The following is an 18,262-nucleotide window of genomic DNA, read 5'->3' as shown; positions in this document are numbered from 1 at the left end:
CGAGTTCGGGGCCGAACCCGGCCCGGAACTCGATACGGGCCCTGTACGCGTAGCGTTGCCGAACAGAAAGATCCCGGACGGCGGAACGCGATCCGGGGCCGAGGGGGACGGCGTGCGCCGTTCTCCCCGGTCCCGGAATCATAGGGTTCCGCGCCCGAGCACTTACGGGCGCACCCGTGACGGGCACACCGGGCGCTGACGAGCGCACCCGCGAAGGGCACGCCCGAGTGCCGACGAGCGCACCCGCGAGGGGCGGCGGGGTCCGCCGCCCCTCGCGGGTGTGGTCGTTACGGGGTGGTCTTGACCGTGATCTTGCCGGCGATGATGTCGGCCTTGGCCTTCTCGATCGCCGCGGTGACGTCCGTCATCTTGGTGAAGGCCGGGTTGGAGGCCGCGAGGCCCACGCCGTCCGTGTCCAGGCCGGCGCGGATCTCACCGGTCTCCGGCTTGCCGTCCTTGACCGACTTGATCAGGTTGAAGACCGAGTCGGCGACGTCCTTGGTGACCGACGTCAGGATGTAGTCCTTGTAGTCGGCGAGGCCGGCCTGGTTGTACTGGTCGGAGTCGACGCCGATGGACCACTTCTTGGCCTTGGAGGTGACCTCGATCGCGCCGGAACCGGCGAGGCCGGCGGCGGAGTAGATCACGTCGGCGCCGGCGTCGAGCTGGCCCTGCGCGGCGGCCTTGCCGAGGTCCGGCTTGGAGAAGCCCGTGAAGTCCGGCGGCTGGGTCAGGTACTGGACCTTGACGTTGACGCCCGCCTTGGTGTCCTTGACGCCCTGGACGTAACCGGCCTCGAACTTCTTGATCAGCGGGGTCTCGACACCACCGATGAAGCCGACCGTGTTCGTCTTGGTGACCTTGGCGGCGGCGACGCCGGCGAGGTAGGAGCCCTGCTCCTCGCTGAAGACCAGGTTCGCGGTGTTCTTGGTGGGCTTCGAGCTGTCGTCGATGATCCCGAACGTGGTGTTCGGGAACTTCGCGGCGACCTCGGCGATGGCGCTGGCGTAGACGAAGCCGACACCGATGACCGGGTTGTTGCCGCCGCGCGCGAGCTCGGTCAGGCGCTGGATCTTGTCCGCGTCGCTCTCGCCCTCGGAGGGCTCCGCCTCGACGCCCTTGAAGCCGAGCTCCTTCGTGGCCTTCTCCAGGCCCGCGTAGGCGGCGTCGTTGAACGACTGGTCGCCGCGGCCACCGATGTCGTAGGCGAGGGCGGTCTTGCCGCTGGAGGACGAGCCGCTGCTGCTGTTGCTGCTGCTGCCCTCGGAAGACGTCTTACCGCCACAAGCCGTGACGGACAGCGCGAAAGCCGCGGACGCAATGCCCACGGTGGCGATCCTGGTGATCCGGCGCACTGGGAGGCTCCTTAAAAACCTGACCGAAAGCGCCACTCCGGCGCTGGGTTCGCCGCGATCGTAACGCGCGTAGATGTCAGTTAAAGACACGTTCACCGGTCGTTATCGGATCGTCGTGAAGAGTTCTGGTCACATCGCGCCACCTGACACTCCGACATATTTCGGACGGATGTCCCTCCCGAGGGGCCCCTGTCGGCCTCGGCGGGCTCCGGGGCCCTCGATGGGGACATCGGTGGACATCGGGGAGACATCCGGGGGAAACATGCCGGGAACGCCCGGAAAGGGGACGTGATGTGGCGCGGCCCCCACGCCCCCTGCGGGGTGACCCGGGGCCGCCACCCCCGGGTCCCTACCTCGCGCCGTTGAGCAGGGCGGCGGCGGTGAAGAGCTCGACCCCGACGGTGATCGCCTCCTCGTCCACGTCGAAGTCGCCCCGGTGCAGGTCCAGGCCCCGGGTGTCGCCGTGCGCCCGGACGCCGAGGCGGGCCATGGCACCCGGCACGTGCTCCAGGTACCAGGAGAAGTCCTCGCCGCCGAGGCTCTGCTCGGTGTCCTCGATCGCGTACGGTCCGCGGCGCTCGGTCATCGCGGCGTCCAGCAGCCCGATGGAGGCCGCGTCGTTGACGACGGGCGGCACGCCCCGGACGTAGTTGATGACGGTCTTGGCGCCGTGCGTCGTCGCGATCTCGTCGACGGCCGCGTGCACCAGGTCGGGGGCGTCGCGCCAGGCCTTCAGGTCGAGGCAGCGGACCGTCCCGGAGAGCTCCGCGTGCTGCGGGATCACGTTGCAGGTGTGCCCGGTGTGCAGCCGGCCCCAGGTGACGGCGAGACCGGAGCGGGCGTCGACCCGGCGGGCGAGCAGCGCGGGCACGTCCACGGCGACGCGGGCGGCGGCGGTGACCAGGTCGGTGGTGAGGTGCGGGCGGGCGGTGTGGCCGCCCGCGCCGTCCAGGGTGACTTCCAGCCGGTCGCAGGCGGAGGTGATGGCCCCGATCCGCAGCCCGATCTTGCCGACGTCCACCTTGGGGTCGCAGTGCACGCCGACGATCCGGCCGACGCCCTCCAGCACCCCGGACTCGATGGCGTCGGGGGCGCCGCCGGGCAGCACCTCCTCGGCGGGCTGGAAGATCAGCCGGACCGCGTGCGGGAGTTCGCCCCGGCGGTCGAGCTCGGCGAGGACCAGACCGGCACCGAGGACGGTGGTGGTGTGCACGTCGTGGCCGCAGGCGTGCGCCCGGTCGGGGACGGTGGAGCGGTAGGGGACGCCCGTCTTGACGTCCGGGATGGGCAGTGCGTCGATGTCCGCGCGCAGGGCCAGCATCGGCGTCTCGCCGTCCCACCGCCCGACGTCGCACATCAGTCCCGTGCCGGTGGCGAGCACACGGGGGGCGAGCCCGGCCTGCTCCAGCCGCGCCTTGATGGCGGCGGTGGTGCGGAACTCCTGGTTGCCGAGCTCGGGATGCATGTGGAGATCGCGGCGGAAGGCGATCAGCTCGGCCCGGAGCTCTTCGGAGAGCGTGCCGGGCAGAGAGGCTGCCCGTACCGGTGAGCCACCGGCCGGTTCACCGTCGGCGTGGACGAGGGACGCGCGGGACTTCAACTGGTTCACCCATCGAAGGGTATGCCTACCAACCCTCCGACCGGACATGGATCAACAAAACTTCAGCACCTCGGATGAATATGAAACGGTGCGGAAACGTGTGGGCCGCACGCGCGGTGGGTAGACTCCGCCATTTTTCCCGTTTGCGCCGTACGGGTGGGCAGTTCGGGTCCCTGCGGCCCCGTACGGACCCGAGCCCGTGCGCCCGCACGACGCAGGGCGGCCGCTACGACGAACGGCGTACGGGCGGTGAGCCGCGTACGCCGTGGGGGCCGGGGCCGGGGCCGCAGGGCCGGTCGGGCCGGGGGCCGGGTCTCCCGTGCCGGGGGGCATCGGCCGGGCCGTGGTCAGGTGCCCGCCGGCGGGGCCAGCGGGGCGAAGGCCAGCCGGTGCACGTCCCGGGCGGTCTCGGTGACGCCCGAGAGGAAGCCCTGCGCGCGCGGGGACGCCGTGTCCCGCAGCCACCGAGGATCGATGTCGCAGACCGCGACCTTGACCCCGGTCCCCGCCAGCGCGAGGGGCAGCGTGTGCACCACGGTGGAGGGGAAGCTCAGCACGGTACGGCCGATGGGGCCGCGCCGGGCGATGAGCTCCAGCGGCAGGTCCGGGCGGACGATCTCCAGGCCGGTGGCGGCTTCCAGGGCGTGGAGCTTGCCGGTCGCCTCGCGGCGGTGGGCGAAGTAGCGGGTGGCGCCGTGCGTACGGGCGAGGGCCGCCACCGCCTCCTGGTACGGCACCGCCTCGACCACGCCGGTCTCCACCAGGGAGGTGCCGACGATGTCGGCGCCCTTGGTCAGACGCGGCGGGCCGAAGCGGGCGCGGGTCCAGGAGAAGGTGTTGGCGGTGATCTCGACCCCCTCGGGCGCCTCCACCGGCATCGCGGTGAACACCTCGACGCGGTGCCGGTCCGAGGGGACGAACCGGCGGCGGGCGGAGGCGGTGACCGGCGCGAGCAGCAGCTCGCGCGGTCCCCTGTTCCCCTTGCGGTGCCAGCGCACCAGCCGCTCGCCGCGGGCGAGCTGCGCCACGAACTCCATCGTGGCGGTGCCGTCGTCGACCACCGTGAGGTGTCCCGTCCGCACGATGCTCAGCAGGAGCTGGACGTAACGGGAGAACGGGTCGCCGATCACGACGTGGTCGGCCCTGCGCACCAGTGCGGCCAGGGCGCGCAGCGTCTTGACCGGGGTGCCCTGTTCGCCGCGCGCTTCCTGCCAGCGCACGGTGATGCCCTCGTCGCGGGCCAGGTCGGCCATCCTGCGCAGTTGGCCGCGCGACATCGGGTCGACCGGGGGGAGGACGACGACCGTGGTGACGGCCGGCGCCTCCTCCCCCATGGCGTGGGTCCACTCCAGGACGTTCAGGAGCTGGACCGGGCTCTCGACGAAGGCGAGATTCACCGGAGGTCGTCTCAGACCGCGGCCGGCTCGGCGGCCGTCGCGCTCTCGGCCTCGGCGACGACGCCCGCGACGCGGCGGAGCTTCTTCATCGGGCCGAGCTCCGACGCGTAGACCTTCTTGACGCCGTCACCGAGGGACGCCTCGATGGTGCGGATGTCGCGGACGAGGCGGGCCAGGCCCTGCGGCTCGACGGAGGCGGCCTGGTCGGAACCCCACATGGCGCGGTCCAGGGTGATGTGGCGCTCGACGAAGGTGGCGCCCAGCGCGACGGCGGCCAGCGTGGTCTGGAGGCCGGTCTCGTGGCCGCTGTAGCCGATCGGGACGTTGGGGTACTCGGCCTGGAGCGTGTTGATGACGCGGAGGTTGAGCTCCTCGGCGACCGACGGGTACGTCGACGTGGCGTGGCACATGAGGATGTTGTCGCTGCCGAGGACCTCGACCGCGTGGCGGATCTGCTTCGGGGTCGACATGCCGGTGGAGAGGATGACGGTGCGGCCGGTGGCGCGCAGGGCGCGGAGCAGCTCGTCGTCGGTGAGGGAGGCCGAGGCGACCTTGTGGGCGGGGACGTCGAACTTCTCCAGGAAGGCGACGGCCTCGGTGTCCCACGGGGAGGCGAACCAGTCGATGCCGCGCTTGGCGCAGTGCTCGGAGATGGCGTGGTACTCGGCCTCGCCGAACTCGACGCGGTGGCGGTAGTCGATGTACGTCATCCGGCCCCAGGGGGTGTCGCGCTCGATGTCCCACTGGTCGCGCGGGGTGCAGATCTCCGGGGTGCGCTTCTGGAACTTGACGGCGTCGCAGCCCGCGTCGGCGGCCACGTCGATCAGGGCGAGGGCGTTGTCCAGCTCGCCGTTGTGGTTGATGCCGATCTCTCCGGTGATGTACACGGGCCGGCCGGGGCCGGCGGTGCGGGAGCCGAAGGTGCGCAGACGGGAGTCGCTCATGGTGAGGGTGTTCCTTACTTGGTGGTGATCGTGGGGGTGTTGACGGTGGAGGTGGTGCCCGTGGGGGTGGTGGTCGCGGGGACGGTGGTCGCGGGGGCGACGACAGAGCCGACGTCGGCCCGGGTCCGGGTCAGTTCGGGGCCCAGGAGCCAGCCCGCGATCTCGCGGATCGCACCCTGGCCGCCGGGGGTCTCGGTCACGGCACGGGCCGCGGTCCGTACGGAGTCGTGGGCACTCGCGACCGCGACCGGCCAGCCCGCCAGGGCGAAGCAGGCCAGGTCGTTGACGTCGTTGCCGGCGTAGAGGACCCGGTCGGGGCTGACGCCCCGCTCGTCGCACCACTGCTTGAGTGCGAGGTCCTTGCGGTCGATGCCGTGCAGCACGGGGACCTGGAGCTTGCGGGCGCGGGCGGCGACGACCGGGTTCTGCTCGGTCGACAGGATGAGGACGTCCAGCCCGGCGCGGCGCAGGGCCGCGATGCCGAGGCCGTCGCCGCGGTGGACGGAGACCGTCTCGTGGCCGTTCTGGTCGACCATGACCCGGTCGTCGGTCTGGGTGCCGTCGAAGTCGAGCACGACGGCGTCCACGTCCGCGAGGGTCGGCAGCGGCGACGGGTCGAGGAGCGGGGCGAGCGCGCGGGCTCGGGCCAGGTCGTGCGGGTCGTCGATCTCCAGCACGCGCGCCGGGTCCGTACGGACCAGCGCGGTGTGGCCGAAGAAGCGGTGGCGGTGCGTGCGGAATCCGGCCACGTCCATGGCGTAAGCGGCGCCGGTCTCCAGGAGGTCCTGCGGGCGGTCCTGGCGGCGGGGGCGGACGGACTTGTCGTGGTTGACGCCGTAGCTGCTCTCCTCGACCGCTTCCCCGTCGCGCCACACGAAGCCGTGGAACGGGGCGACGGTGACGGCGGTGTCGGCGCCTTCGCGGGCGACCGCGCGGGCCACCTGGTCGACGTCCTCGCGGGAGACGAACGGGCTGGTGCACTGGACGAGCAGCACCACGTCGGCGGCCCGGCCGCCGAGCGCCTCGAAGGCGTCGAGCGCGTGCAGGACGGCGTCCTCGCTCGTCGCGGTGTCCCCGGAGATGTCCGCGGGGCGCCGCACGACGTGCACCCGGCCGGGCGCGCCCGCCGTCTCGCCGGCGATCCGGGCGGCTTCGGCGATCGCGGGGTCGTCGGTGGAGACGACGACGTCCGTGACCTCGGTGGACCCGAGGCAGGCGCGGACCGCGCGGGACACCAGGGGGACGCCGCCCACCCGGGCGAGGTTCTTGGCGGGGACGCCCTTGGATCCGCCCCGGGCGGGGATCACCGCGAGGACGGTGGGTGTCGTCATGGATGCTCCTGAAGTGGTGGTCACAGTTCGCCCATCCGCCGGATCACGGGGGCGACGCGCTGGACGCCCTGCCGGTAGGCGCCGCGCGCCGCGTTGCGGACGGTCTCGCGCACCGCGCCCCTGATGCGGCCGGTGGCGACGGGGGCCGCCGCACCGGGCAGCGGCCGGCCGTCGGGGCCGAGGTGGTGGCGGGCGAGGATGCCGGGGAGGTATCCCGGCGCGGTGGCGGGGGTGTAGTAGGGGGTGAGCGGCGGCAGTTCACCGGCGGCGAGCAGGGCGCCGACCCGGTCGCGGGCGCCGTCGTAGGCGGTGGCGTACGTGCCGTCGGCGGCGACGCCCTGGCCCGCGAGCCACTCGGGGTCGGGGACGGGGTGCAGGCCGTCGTCGAGCCGGTCCCAGGAGGTGATGAGCCCGGAGCCGACGAAGTGGTGGTTGCCGAGCGTCTCGCGGACGCCGAGGTCACTGAGGATCGCGGTCGGGATGGACCGGTGCAGCGATTCCAGCGCGGCGGTGGAGGAGACGGTGACGAGCAGGTCGGTACGGTCGAGGACCTCGCCCATGTGCCCGTACACCAGGCGGAAGTTGGGGGGCAGGCCGCCTACCAGCCGCTCGGCGAGCCGCTGGTAGGGCAGCTCCTCGATGTGCGTGGTGTGCTCGCCCGGCTTGGAGCGGAGCTTGAGCAGCACCTCGCGGCCGGGGTGCTTGCGGGCGTGCTCGACGAGCCTGCGCAGCAGGTACGTACGGTCGGCGCGGGACGCCGGTACGGACGGCTGTGCGGCGAACACGACGGTGTCGCGGCCGGGTTCGGGGGTGTGCGGGGCGCCGCCGAGGAACGGCAGGGCCGCCTCGGTGACGGCGCTCGCGTCGGCGCCGACCCCTTCGTACACGGCGCGGAAGCGTTCCGCGTCGTGGGCCGAGTTGGCGAGGACGACGTCGGCGCCGTGGCGGAGCAGGAGCCCGTCGGCGAGCTTCTCGTACACGACCCCGACGTAGCCGGTGACGACCACGGGCCTGCGGGGCAGGCCGAGGGCGGCGAGACCGTGCAGCATCGCCTGGACGCCGCCGCCGACGAGGGCGAGCACGACGACGTCGTACGCCTCTTCCCGCACGGTGTGCAGGAACTCGACGGCGGTGACCTCGCGGACCCGTCCGGCGTCGACGCCCACGTCGCCGACCTCGGCGAGCTGGCGCGCGGTGGGGGTGGCCCGGCCGCGCAGCAGGAGCCCGCTGATCTCGACCGGACGCTCCGTGACGGAGGTGCCGCCCGCGGCGGTCAGACGGCGCGCGGTGAGCGCGCCCCATTTCCACCGGGTGTCGGAGTCGGCGAGGACGGCCACCCGGAGCGCCGCGGGGTGCGTGGCGGCTTCGGCGGGTTCGGCCTGGTCATTGGTACGTGGGGGCACGTCCTAGAAGGTAGGAAGCCATTTCGTTGAGCGGCCCAACACGATGGCAACAAAGGGTTAACAGCCCGCTGACGATTGGGGTCGCGATTCGAATGCCCTCGAACTCACCTTTGATGCTGGGCCGTTCGCGGTACCGACACACGGAGTTCATGCCCCGTACTCCCACTGGACGGGGAATGGGACGGGTCCGCATCTAGCGTGCTGCCGTGGTCAAGCTCTCCGTCATCCTGCCCTTCTTCAATGTGCAGCGATATGCCCCCGAAGCCCTGAAGAGTCTGCGCGCGAACGCGCGTGACGACTTCGAATTCATCCTCGTCGACGACTGTTCGAGCGACGGGACGCGCGAAATCCTGGAACGCGCCGCGGAAGACCTGCCGGGCGCCGTCCTCATCCGGCGCGAGGAGAGCGGGGTGTCCGCCGCGCGCAATACCGGGATCGACGCCGCGCGCGGCGAATACCTCACTTTCCTCGACGGCGACGACTGGGTGGCGCCCGGCTATTTCGCGCGGCTCGTGTCGTCCATCGAGGAACTGGGATGCGATTTCGTGCGCACCGATCACGTCCGGTGCACGGGCACCGAACGTGTCGTCCACCGGGTTCCGTACGGCAGGCGGGACACCGTCCTCTCGCCGCGCGACGTGATTCTGCCGGGCAACCGTTCGACGCCGGTCGACTATCCGTACTCGTGGGCGGGCGTCTATCACCGCCGGCTCGTCGAGCGGGGCCTCCTGCACTTTCCCGAGAACCTGCACACCGCCGAGGACCGGCCGTGGATCTGGCGGCTGCACCGGGAGGCCGAGTCCTTCGCGGTGGCCGGCCGGCTGCTCGGCATCTTCTACCGGCGCGGGGTCACCTCGTCGCTCACCCAGATCGGCGATGTCCGCCAGCTCGACTTCATCCCCGCGTTCGACCAGGTCGTGGCGGAGACGCAGGCGGACCGGGATGCCGCGCTGTTCCTCCCGAAGGCCGTCCGCACGTACTGCGCGATCATCGCGCACCACCTGAACACCATCGAAAAGTTCGAGCCGGCGGTCGCGCGCAAGCTGCGGTCCATGAGCGCGGCGGCCCTGCGCCGGCTGCCCCAGGACGTCCTCGACGAAGCACTCGACTCGATGGACCTGGAGCGCTCGTCCCGGCTGCGCCGGCTCCGCCGCCGGCCCGCCCCCCTCTCGGAGGCCGCACCCGCATGACCACCCAGATCTTCTGCGCCTCCACGCTGTACGGAGTCGCCACCCTCGCCGCCGCCCTGGACGCCGACCGGTTCACCCCGGTGGACCGGCGCATCCTGCTGGTCTCCAACAACGCGGCCAACCCCGAGGTCAGCACCCCTCTCGACCGGATGCCGGGCTTCGAACGCCTGCGCGACCGCTTCGACGAGGTGCTCTCCTGGAACGAGGCGATCGAACCCTTCCACCCCGGCGGCTGGTCGCCGCGCCCGGACGACATCCCGCTGTGGGAACGCCATCTGCGGCTGCTGTGGAAGCTCGGTGACGACGACGTCGAGCTCGCCGTGGAGTCCATCCAGGTCAACCCGGCCCTCGCCGTCTGCCAGATCTTCTCCGTCGCTCCCGTCGACGTGTACGCGGACGGCCTGATGAGCTACGGACCCACCCGCTTCAAGATCGATCCGCTGGTCGGCACCCGGGTCCGCCGGCTGCTCCACCTGGACCTGGTGCCCGGTCTGGAGCCGCTGCTGCTGACGGAGTTCGGCGTCGAGCCGGAGATCGTCCCGGCGGCGGACTTCCTGAAGGTCCTCGGCACGGTCGGCGCCGCCGACGCGGAGCTGCCCGCGCTTCCCTCCGACTGCGCCCTGCTGCTCGGCCAGTACCTGTCGGCGCTCTCCATCCTCACGCCCGAGGAGGAGGAGGACCTGCACGTGCGGATGTTGCGGGGCGCCGTCGGGCGGGGCCACCGCGCGGTGGTCTTCAAGCCACATCCGACCGCGCCCGCACGCTACGGCCGGGCGCTGGAGGAGGAGGCCGAGCGGCTCGGGGCGGAACTGACCGTCCTGGACGTCCCCGTCCTCGCCGAGGTGCTCTTCGAACGGGTCCGTCCGGCCCTGGTGGTGGGCTGCTTCTCGACCGCCCTGTTCACCGCGAAGACCTTCTACGGCCTGACCACCGCCCGCACCGGCACCGAACTGCTGCTGGAACGCCTCGCGCCGTACCAGAACAGCAACCGCATCCCGGTCACCCTGGCGGACGCGCTGCTGCCCGACGTCGAGGACACCGCGTCCCCGACGGCCGGCCCTCCCGCCGGGGACGGGGAGCAGAGCGGATCCGAGGTCTTCGGGCTGACCCGCGCGGTGGGCTTCGCCATGCAGCCGGAGATCTACGCCGAGTTGCGTCCCCAGGCTGAGGCCTATCTCTCTGCCCACCTGAAGCGGGAGACCTCGCGGTACTTCAAGCGCCGCCGTCTGACCGCACTCGCCCTGCCGGGCGGCGTGCCGTCCCAACTGGCCTTCCTGCCCCGCAACACGACGGTGCGGCGCATGGCGAAGCGGGCGCGCGCGCTGCGACGGGGCGCGCGCCGCTGAACCGTCCCGGCCGGTCAGGACGCCGCCCCGGTAACGGACCGGCGTCCTGACGGGAAACGGCGGCACCCGGTCGGTGAACTCACCCCGAAGCCCGCGTGAACACCGCACGGCCGGGCCCCTGTCCGGGATTTCCGCACCTACGCTGACGCGGCGCACACGCTGAATTGGAGTGGCCTTGACCCTGACCCCCGCGGACGCGGATCACACCTCCCGCGCCCCCTCGATACCCTTCCCGTCGCTCCCCGCCGAGACCGGTCCGCTGTCGCCGGCGGCGGAGTCCGCGGGGCCCGCCGGCTCCCGGCCCGCACCGAAGGTCCGGCTGCGCGCCCTGGACGGGCTGCGCCTGGTGGCCGCGCTGATGGTCGCGGGCTACCACTACGGCGGGCGCGGCGGTGACATCACCAAGGCCTGGGGCAGTTCGCCGCACTGGCAGTTCCCCACCGCGCACAACTGGTTCGCCTACGGCTGCCTCGGTGTGCAGATCTTCTTCGTGATCAGCGGGTTCGTGATCTGCATGAGCGGCTGGGGACGGCCGCTCGCCTCGTTCTTCGCGTCCCGCGTCTCCCGCCTGATGCCGGCCTACTGGGTCGCCGTGATCCTGGTGACGGCCGTCATGGCGCTGCCGATGGTGACGTACGAGGCCGTCTCCCCCAGCGACGGCCTGCTCAACATGACGCTGATGCAGCTGCCGCTCGGCGCGGACCGGGTGCTCGGCGTGTGCTGGACCCTCTGGGCGGAGATCCGCTTCTACGCGCTGTTCGCGCTCTGCGTCGTCCTGCCCGGGGCCACCCGGCGCCGGGTTGTGCTCTTCAGCGCGGTGTGGACGATCGCCGCGGTGATGACGGACGCGGCCGACAGCAAGCTCCTCGACGTGGTGCTGATGCCGGAGTACGCCCCGTTCTTCATCGGCGGCGTGGGCCTCTACCTCGTCCACCGCGACCGCCGGGACGCCCTGGGCTGGGGCATCGCGGGCGTGAGCCTGCTGCTCGGCCAGCACTACGCGGTGGCCGACCTCTGGCGCCCGTACAGCGCCGACGCCTTCTCCAACCGGTCGGCGCTGGTCATCATCCTGATCGTCACCCTCGGCTTCGCCGCCGTGGCGGCCATCGCGGTGGGCCTGCTGAACTGGATGAACTGGAAGTGGCTGACCGTGGCGGGCGCGTTGACGTACCCGTTCTACCTGGTCCACGAGCACCTGGGCTGGGTGGTGGTGACCGTGCTCCACCGCAAGCTCGACGTTCCGTCCTGGGCCACGATGGCGCTGACCACGGTCTGCATGCTCGTCCTGGCGTGGGTGATCCACCGCCTGATCGAGCGGCCGTTCACCCCGAAGCTGCGCAAGGTGCTGCTGACGAAGCTGTAGGGGCTTTCCGAAGTCGTCCCGCCCGGCGGGCCGTTCACGCACCCGGACACCGTTCCGGCGCGCGAGCGGCCCGCCGTCGCGTTGTGCCGCAGTCACTCCACGCCGTACCGCGCGCCGATCCCCGCGACGAGGATCTGGAGCCCGTCCGCGAACAACTCGTCGTATGCGGTGAAGAGTTCGGAGCCCGCTGCGGCGACCAGCGGGAAGTCCGCCATCCGCGCGGCCCGCTCGGACACGTCGTAGCCGTCGCGGCGTTCGTCGGGCATGGGCTGGACGCCCTGCTCCTCGGTGACGAACCCCATCGTGTAGGCGTTGACGGTGGCGGCGGCGCGTACGGCCTGCCGCAGGTCGAATCCGGCGTCGACCATCACGCGCAGGTGCGCCTCCATGCCCGGTGCGTGCTCGATGCCGGTGAAGCGTGCCCCGCTGAAGACCTTCGCGCCGTCGCGGTAACGCAGCAGGGCGGTCCGCAGGGCGGTCTGCGAGGCGATGATCCGCTCCCGCCAGTTCCGGCCGGCGAGGTCCGCCGTCTCCTCGACCAGCATCCGGCGGTACATCGCCGTGGCCATCTCGTCGAGGAGTTCCTGCTTGTTCTTGAAGTGCCAGTAGAGGGCGGGGGCCTGGACGTCCAGCTCCTTGGCGATGGCGCGCAGGGTCAGTCCGTCGAGTCCCGTCTCGTTCAGCAGCCGCAGCGCGGTCTCCGCGACCTTCGCCCGGTCGATCTTCGTCGTGCCCATCCCGCGCACTCTACCCCTCACCCCTTGACTCCTTAACGCCGTTAAGGACACACTCGCCGCATGGAACTTAACGACGTTAAGGACGGCGTCCCGCAGGACGGGGCCGTAAACGCGACCGCAGACGGGACCGTGGACGGGACCGTGGACGTACTGATCGTGGGGGCCGGCCCCTGTGGCCTCGCGCTCGCCTGCGACCTGGCCCGGCGCGGGGTGCGCCACCTCCTGGTCGAACGCTCCGGAACTCTCTTCGCAGGCTCCCGCGGGAAGGGCATCCAGCCCCGCACCCGGGAGGTCCTGGACGACCTCGGAGTGGGCGGGGCGGTACGGACCCACGGCGGGGCCGCACCCGTGGGGATGACCTGGAAGGACGGCGGGCGCCAGGGCGCGTACGACATGTTCCGCCGCGCCGAGCCCACCGACGCGGAACCGTACGGGGAGCCCTGGATGATGCCGCAGTGGCGGACGCAGGAGATCCTGCTGGCCCGGCTGCGCGAACTGGGCGGCGACGTCGTCCTCCCGTCCGCCCTGACGGGGTTCTCCCAGGACGCCGACGGGGTCACCGCACGGCTCACCACCGGAGAGGTCCGCGCCCGCTACCTGGTCGCCGCGGACGGCGGGCGCTCCACGGTCCGGGGCGCGCTCTCCGTCGCGATGGTGGGCGAGACCGTCGACCCGTCCCCCGTGCTGGTGGCCGACGTGCGGATCGCACCGGCGGCACTCGACCGGCTCAACTGGCACATCTTCGCCGACGGGGCGGGCCTGCTCACCCTGTGCCCGCTGCCCGGCACGGAGGACTTCCAGCTGGTCGCGCAGTTCCCGCAGGGAGCGCCCGACACCTCCGCCGAGGGTGTACGGGCCCTCGTCGCCGCCCGCACCCACCTGGACGCGGACGCGGTCACCGAGGTCCGCTGGTCCTCGGACTTCCGGCCTCGTGCCGCGCTCGCCGAACGCTTCCGCCAGGGGCGCGTCCTCCTCGCCGGGGACGCCGCCCACGTGCACTCCCCGGCGGGCGGCCAGGGGCTGAACACCAGCGTCCAGGACGCGTACAACCTGGGCTGGAAGCTCGGCCAGGTACTGCTGCACGGCGCACCCGAGGCCCTCCTGGAGACGTACGAGCAGGAGCGCCGCCCGGTCGCCGCCGAGATGCTGGGCCTCTCCACCAGCATCCACCGGGGTGAGCAGCAACGCGGCAAGGAGGCACAGCAGTTGGGACTCGGCTACCGCGACGGCCCGCTCTCCGAGGGCGCGGCGGGCGCGCTGGTGGCGGGCGACCGGGCGCTGGACGGGGACGCGGGCGACGGGCGGCGGCTCTTCGACGTGTTCCGGGGCCCGCACTTCACCCTGCTGGCGGTCGGCACGGACGCCCCGCTGCCGCTGCCTGTGCCGGACGGCGCGGTCCTGGTGCACCGGGCGCCGCTCTCCCCGGCGTACGGCACCGGGCTGTTCCTGGTCCGCCCGGACGGGTACGTCGGCTGGGCGGGCACCACCACCGAGGGGCTGAGCGCCTATGCCGCGCGGCTGGGCCTCGCCCTGCCGGAGCCGGCCGCCCGTTGACGCCCGGAGTGACTCAGATGCCGCTGAGCGAGAGCTTCGGGTCGACCCCCCGCGCACGTCGTACGAGGTTCGGCAACCGTGCGGGGCGGGAACGCGTCCCCCGTAACACCGGTACGCGGGGCGTTGCGGGCCATGGGGAGGCCGAAGTGACACGCACACGAGCGACACGTCCACCCTCGACATCGACACCACCCTCGACATCGACGCCACCACCGGCTGCGGCGCCGCCCCCGGTCCGTGACCACGGACCCGGCCGGCCCGCGCGGAGGGTCGCCGCGACCGCCGCCGTCCTGCTCGCCGGGGCGGTCCTGGCGACGGGGTGCAAGCCGGTGGAGGTGAACGGCGGTGCGGGCGCCTCGCCCGTACCCGTACCCCGGGCGACCACCGGGACCGCCACCGCGCAGCCGGCCCCGCCGCCACGGACCCCGACGCGGAGTCCGTCGGCGTCCCGGACCTCCGACGACAAACCGTCCGCCCCCTCCGCCCCGGCCGCCAGCCCGACCGCCCCGGCGCCCTCACCGTCCGCCCCGGCCCTGATGGCCATCGGCGCCGAGGGTGCGCGGGTGCGTGAACTCCAGGCCCGGCTGCGGCAGGCCGGGCACTTCTCCCGCAACCCCACCGGCTACTACGGGACCCTCACCGGCCAGGCGGTGGAGAGCTTCCAGCGCAAGGGCGGTCTCGCGGTGACGGGCCGGACGGACTCCGTCACCTGGCAACGATTGCTGGCCACCACGCGTACGCCCACCGCGTCCGAGCTCGACCCGCCGACCGAGCTTCCCGTGGCGGCTCCGGACCCGCGCTGCCTCAAGGGGAGGGTGCTCTGCGTCAGCAAGGAGAGCCGGACCCTGGCGTGGATGATCGACGGCCGGGTGGTGTCGGTGATGGACGTGCGGTTCGGCTCGGAGTACACGCCGACCCGCGAGGGCGTCTTCTCCGTCTACTGGAAGTCGCGGCACCACGTCTCCACGCTGTACGGCTCCCCGATGCCGTACGCGATGTTCTTCAGCGGCGGCCAGGCGGTGCACTACTCGGCCGACTTCGCGGCGCGCGGCTACAGCGGCGCGTCCCACGGCTGCGTCAACGTCCGCGACGAGAAGAAGATCTCCGCGCTCTACGCCCAGGTGAAGGACGGCGACAAGGTCGTCATCTATCACTGACGCACCGTCGCATGTCGCTGCCGTCGGACCACGGGACCGAGGAAGAAAAGGAAAAGGGGCGCGGACGGGACCGGGGGAACGTGTCCCGCCCGCGCCGATGCGCGGAGCCGAAGGTACGGGGGGAACCCCGGCTCGATGCGCCGCCGATGACCAGTCGGCTCACTTCCTACTGCGTCATCGATCCGAAAAACGTCACAGCTGTCGGCCGGATGTGACCGGCCCCACAGCGGAGGAGCGGCGGACGGGCCCTCAGGTCCACCCTTAGGCCGTGCGGTCGAAGGCCCCGGAACCGGGCTCGGCGTACTCGTCGGTACCGCGTCCGGTGTCTCCGGCGTCCTGCCCGCCGCGTCCGCCGCGTCCGCCCGGAGACGCCTGCGCACCCTGACCGGCCTGCCCCGTCCAGCCGGCCTGCCCCGTCCGGCCGGTCCGCTCGGCCGCCTCGGCTCCGGGGCCGCCCGCGCCAGGAGCCGGGGCCCATGCCCCGGCGTACGCGGTGTCGGTGGACAGCGTCTGCGCCGGGACGGCTTTCGCACCCGCCTTCACGCCTGTCTCCGCGTCCGTCTTCGCTCGCGCCCTCGCGCCCGCCCTCGTGTCCGTCTTCGCGCCCGCCCTCGCGTCCGTCTGCGCGACGGTCTTCGGCGCCGACGCGCCCCGTTTCGCGGTCGGCGCGGCGGCGAAGGTGGCGTCCCCGGTGGTGCCCGCCGGGCCGCCCGCAGGGGCGTTCCGCAGCGAGTAGGCAAACGACTGGCCCTGCCGGTACGCGTCCTGGCCCCACTCGCCCTTGCCGTCACCGGCGTGGCCCGAGCCGTATCCCGTCCCGTCCGGGGCCGACTCGTCCGGGGCCGACCCGTCCGGTCCGTCGCCCGCGACGGAGCCGCCGGGGTACGAGGCCGTGATCCGCGCGCAGTACTCCGGAACGTTCTTCTCGCCCCGGGCCAGTTCGGCGAGGCGGCGGCGCTCCCGCTCGTCCAGGTCTCCGTCCCGGTAGTCGCGGCAGTCCTCCACGGCCTCGGCGTACCCGTCGGAGCCGGATCCGCCCGAGCCGCCCGCGCTGCCGTACGTGTCCCGGTCCGGGGACCCGTGCCCGTCCCCGTAACCTCCCCCGTGGCCACCCGAACTCCCTTCGGTTCCGGCGCCGTTACGGCTGTCCGGCGCGCCGGTGCCCGAGGTGGCGCCCCCGGCGCCCGCCCCCTGGGAGGCCCCGCCGGGGCTCTGGACGGAGGGGTCGCCGGTCCCCGTCGGGGCGCCGGAAGGGGTGTCCGTACCGGACGCTTCCGGGGTGGCGTCGTCCGGCGAGGCGGCCACCGACACCGTGCTCGCCGGGCTGTGTTCCGTACCGCCGAACGCCCCGGTCAGCGCACCCGTACCGGCCGCCACGGCGACGCCGCCGAGCGCGCAGCCCGCGAGCGAGGCCGCCAGGCCGATGCGCACCGGCCGGCCGAAGCGGGGGCGCTCCCGGCTGCGGGACGGGGAGGGCGGCGTACCGAGCCGCACCGGGTCGAGCATGCCCGCGCCCGGAGCCGTACCGGCCTCCGGGCCCGGTCCGACGGGCCGCCGGTGGCGCCCCGCCCCGGCCGCCCCGCGCGCCGGACCCGCGTGCCGGAAGGCGGCCAACGCCGCCTCCTCGCCCCGCATTTCACCCTCGGCCGACGATCCCGGACGGGTCGCACCGAGCGCCTCGGAGAGGCTCCGTGCGGCGGAGCGCGCCTGAGCCCCGGGAGGCACGACCGGTTCGCCGCGGAGCAGTTTCTCCGCCGCGTCCCTGTCGAGCCAGTCGTCCCGATCGTCGGCCATCACATGTCCTTCTGCGTCCACGGACGCGAATGCGTCACTCCGGGAGCCGCTCCCGCGGGCGCCACCACACCACCCCGCCCGAGCCGCTGCGCGGGCACGGCGCCGAGTTCCGGCCCGGGCCCGTCCAGATCCCCCGCACCGTGCGCCGGCCCGTCGTTCACAGGCCCCCCAAGGACCGTACCGGCCCGTTCCGCTTCCCGCTGCTCCCCTCCCAGCATCTCCGCAAGTCGCTTCAACCCCCGGTGCGCGGCGCTGCGTACGGCCCCGGGCCGCTTGCCCAGCGTCTGCGCGGCGGTCTTCGCGTCGAGGCCGACGACCACCCGCAGCACGACCGCTTCGGCCTGGTCCTGCGGGAGCCGGGCTATGAGCGCCATGGCCCGGTCGGTGCCCATGGCCTCGATGGCCTCCCCGGCGGTGTCGGAATCCGCCGGACGCCCCGTCAACTCCGTTTCGTCGCCCCCGATAGCGGGCCTGCGCCCACGCATCCGCAGATGGTCCAGAGAGCGATTGCGCGCGATCCGGGCCGCCCACCCCCGGAACCGGTCGGCATCCCCACTGAACCGGCTCAGATCACGGGCGATCTGGAACCACGCCTCGGACGCCACGTCCTCCGCGTCCGCCTCCCCCACCAGCGTTCGTATGTACCCCAACAGCCGTGGCTGCACAGCGCGATACACAACGCGGAAGGCTTCCTCGCTCCCGCCCTGCGCCGCGAGCACCGCGGCGGTCAGCTCCGCGTCGTCCCCCAGCACCCCTCAACCGCCCTGCTGTCCCGAATCGCGGCTGGTCACCGCCGCTGCGCCACCCTGCGCGATCAGCACGCTACGTGCTCTGCGGGTGTCGCGTCCATGGCTTGTACAAGTCGCAACAAACCGTCGACGAACCCCGGGTGTAACAGAAAACGCGACCGCGGCGCTGAGTGAGGTACGGGGCCGCGCTGCGGCTTCGTGGAAGACGGCCGAGGCCTCTCCTGTGGGGGGTGGCGGCCTCGGCCGTCCTTCCGCTCCGTGCCACCACGACCGGGCGATGCGCCGGCCGCGTAGCCTCTGCACGGCATCCCGCACCCGTAGGACCAGCACCTGCCCCGGCAG

General features: G+C 72.7%; 14 protein-coding genes. 5 read left to right on the top strand and 9 right to left on the bottom strand.

Going from position 1 to position 18,262, the window contains the following annotated elements; all coding sequences use genetic code 11:
* Window positions 1-287 precede the first annotated feature (287 nt).
* The 6 genes from OG599_RS21605 to OG599_RS21580 all read right to left on the bottom strand — a co-directional run bounded on the left by OG599_RS21605 (window position 288) and on the right by OG599_RS21580 (window position 8,030).
* Entirely contained in the window at window positions 288-1,355 is a 1,068-nt protein-coding gene (locus OG599_RS21605) for a BMP family lipoprotein (protein ID WP_327177624.1), read from the bottom strand.
* A gap of 349 nt (window positions 1,356-1,704) precedes the next feature.
* On the bottom strand, window positions 1,705-2,955 hold the full coding sequence (locus OG599_RS21600; protein WP_442809699.1) for an amidohydrolase: 1,251 nt from the start codon (window positions 2,953-2,955) through the stop codon (window positions 1,705-1,707).
* Window positions 2,956-3,302: 347 nt separating this feature from the next.
* Complete coding sequence (locus OG599_RS21595) at window positions 3,303-4,352, bottom strand: hypothetical protein (protein ID WP_327177622.1); 1,050 nt, start codon at window positions 4,350-4,352, stop codon at window positions 3,303-3,305.
* An 11-nt stretch (window positions 4,353-4,363) separates the two neighbouring features.
* Entirely contained in the window at window positions 4,364-5,296 is a 933-nt protein-coding gene (locus tag OG599_RS21590) for an N-acetylneuraminate synthase family protein (RefSeq protein WP_327177621.1), read from the bottom strand.
* A 14-nt stretch (window positions 5,297-5,310) separates the two neighbouring features.
* The gene (locus tag OG599_RS21585) at window positions 5,311-6,627 is read right to left on the bottom strand and encodes an acylneuraminate cytidylyltransferase (protein ID WP_327177620.1); all 1,317 of its coding nucleotides are present in this window, start codon (window positions 6,625-6,627) and stop codon (window positions 5,311-5,313) included.
* Between the two features lie 20 nt (window positions 6,628-6,647).
* Window positions 6,648-8,030: a DUF6716 putative glycosyltransferase gene (locus tag OG599_RS21580; RefSeq protein ID WP_327177619.1), complete on the bottom strand. Its 1,383-nt coding sequence runs from the start codon at window positions 8,028-8,030 to the stop codon at window positions 6,648-6,650.
* Between the two features lie 206 nt (window positions 8,031-8,236).
* Between OG599_RS21580 and OG599_RS21575 the strand changes: the two genes are divergently transcribed.
* From OG599_RS21575 to OG599_RS21565, 3 genes are all read left to right on the top strand, one after another.
* Complete coding sequence (locus OG599_RS21575; protein WP_327177618.1) at window positions 8,237-9,220, top strand: glycosyltransferase family 2 protein; 984 nt, start codon at window positions 8,237-8,239, stop codon at window positions 9,218-9,220.
* Window positions 9,217-10,566 (top strand): alpha-2,8-polysialyltransferase family protein, encoded by a 1,350-nt coding sequence (locus OG599_RS21570; protein ID WP_327177617.1) that lies wholly within the window; start codon window positions 9,217-9,219, stop codon window positions 10,564-10,566. Before OG599_RS21575 ends, OG599_RS21570 begins: the two co-directional genes overlap by 4 nt.
* Window positions 10,567-10,741: 175 nt before the next feature.
* Complete coding sequence (locus OG599_RS21565) at window positions 10,742-11,929, top strand: acyltransferase family protein (RefSeq protein ID WP_442809494.1); 1,188 nt, start codon at window positions 10,742-10,744, stop codon at window positions 11,927-11,929.
* A gap of 92 nt (window positions 11,930-12,021) precedes the next feature.
* Here OG599_RS21565 and OG599_RS21560 read toward each other — a convergent pair whose 3' ends face one another.
* Window positions 12,022-12,666, bottom strand: coding sequence for a TetR/AcrR family transcriptional regulator C-terminal domain-containing protein (locus tag OG599_RS21560; protein ID WP_327177616.1), 645 nt, complete (start codon window positions 12,664-12,666; stop codon window positions 12,022-12,024).
* 60 nt (window positions 12,667-12,726) lie between these two features.
* Here OG599_RS21560 and OG599_RS21555 point away from each other — a divergent pair, with 60 nt between their 5' ends.
* Complete coding sequence (locus OG599_RS21555) at window positions 12,727-14,220, top strand: FAD-dependent monooxygenase (protein ID WP_327177615.1); 1,494 nt, start codon at window positions 12,727-12,729, stop codon at window positions 14,218-14,220.
* Window positions 14,221-14,510: 290 nt separating this feature from the next.
* Entirely contained in the window at window positions 14,511-15,377 is an 867-nt protein-coding gene (locus OG599_RS21550; RefSeq protein ID WP_327180127.1) for a L,D-transpeptidase family protein, read from the top strand.
* A gap of 261 nt (window positions 15,378-15,638) precedes the next feature.
* On the opposite strand, the gene OG599_RS21545 is transcribed toward OG599_RS21550, so the two are convergent.
* Complete coding sequence (locus tag OG599_RS21545) at window positions 15,639-17,171, bottom strand: hypothetical protein (RefSeq protein ID WP_327177614.1); 1,533 nt, start codon at window positions 17,169-17,171, stop codon at window positions 15,639-15,641.
* Window positions 17,171-17,923 carry an RNA polymerase sigma factor gene (locus OG599_RS21540; protein WP_327177613.1) on the bottom strand — a complete coding sequence of 251 codons (753 nt, stop codon included), beginning with the start codon at window positions 17,921-17,923 and terminating at the stop codon, window positions 17,171-17,173. Before OG599_RS21540 ends, OG599_RS21545 begins: the two co-directional genes overlap by 1 nt.
* Between the last annotated feature and the right edge of the window lie 339 nt (window positions 17,924-18,262).

The sequence above is a fragment of the Streptomyces sp. NBC_01335 genome, from assembly GCF_035953295.1.
In the GTDB taxonomy this organism is placed as follows: Bacteria; Actinomycetota; Actinomycetes; order Streptomycetales; family Streptomycetaceae; genus Streptomyces.
Note: the sequence above shows the minus strand (reverse complement) of the source record. Positions and strands in the feature narration are given on the sequence as shown.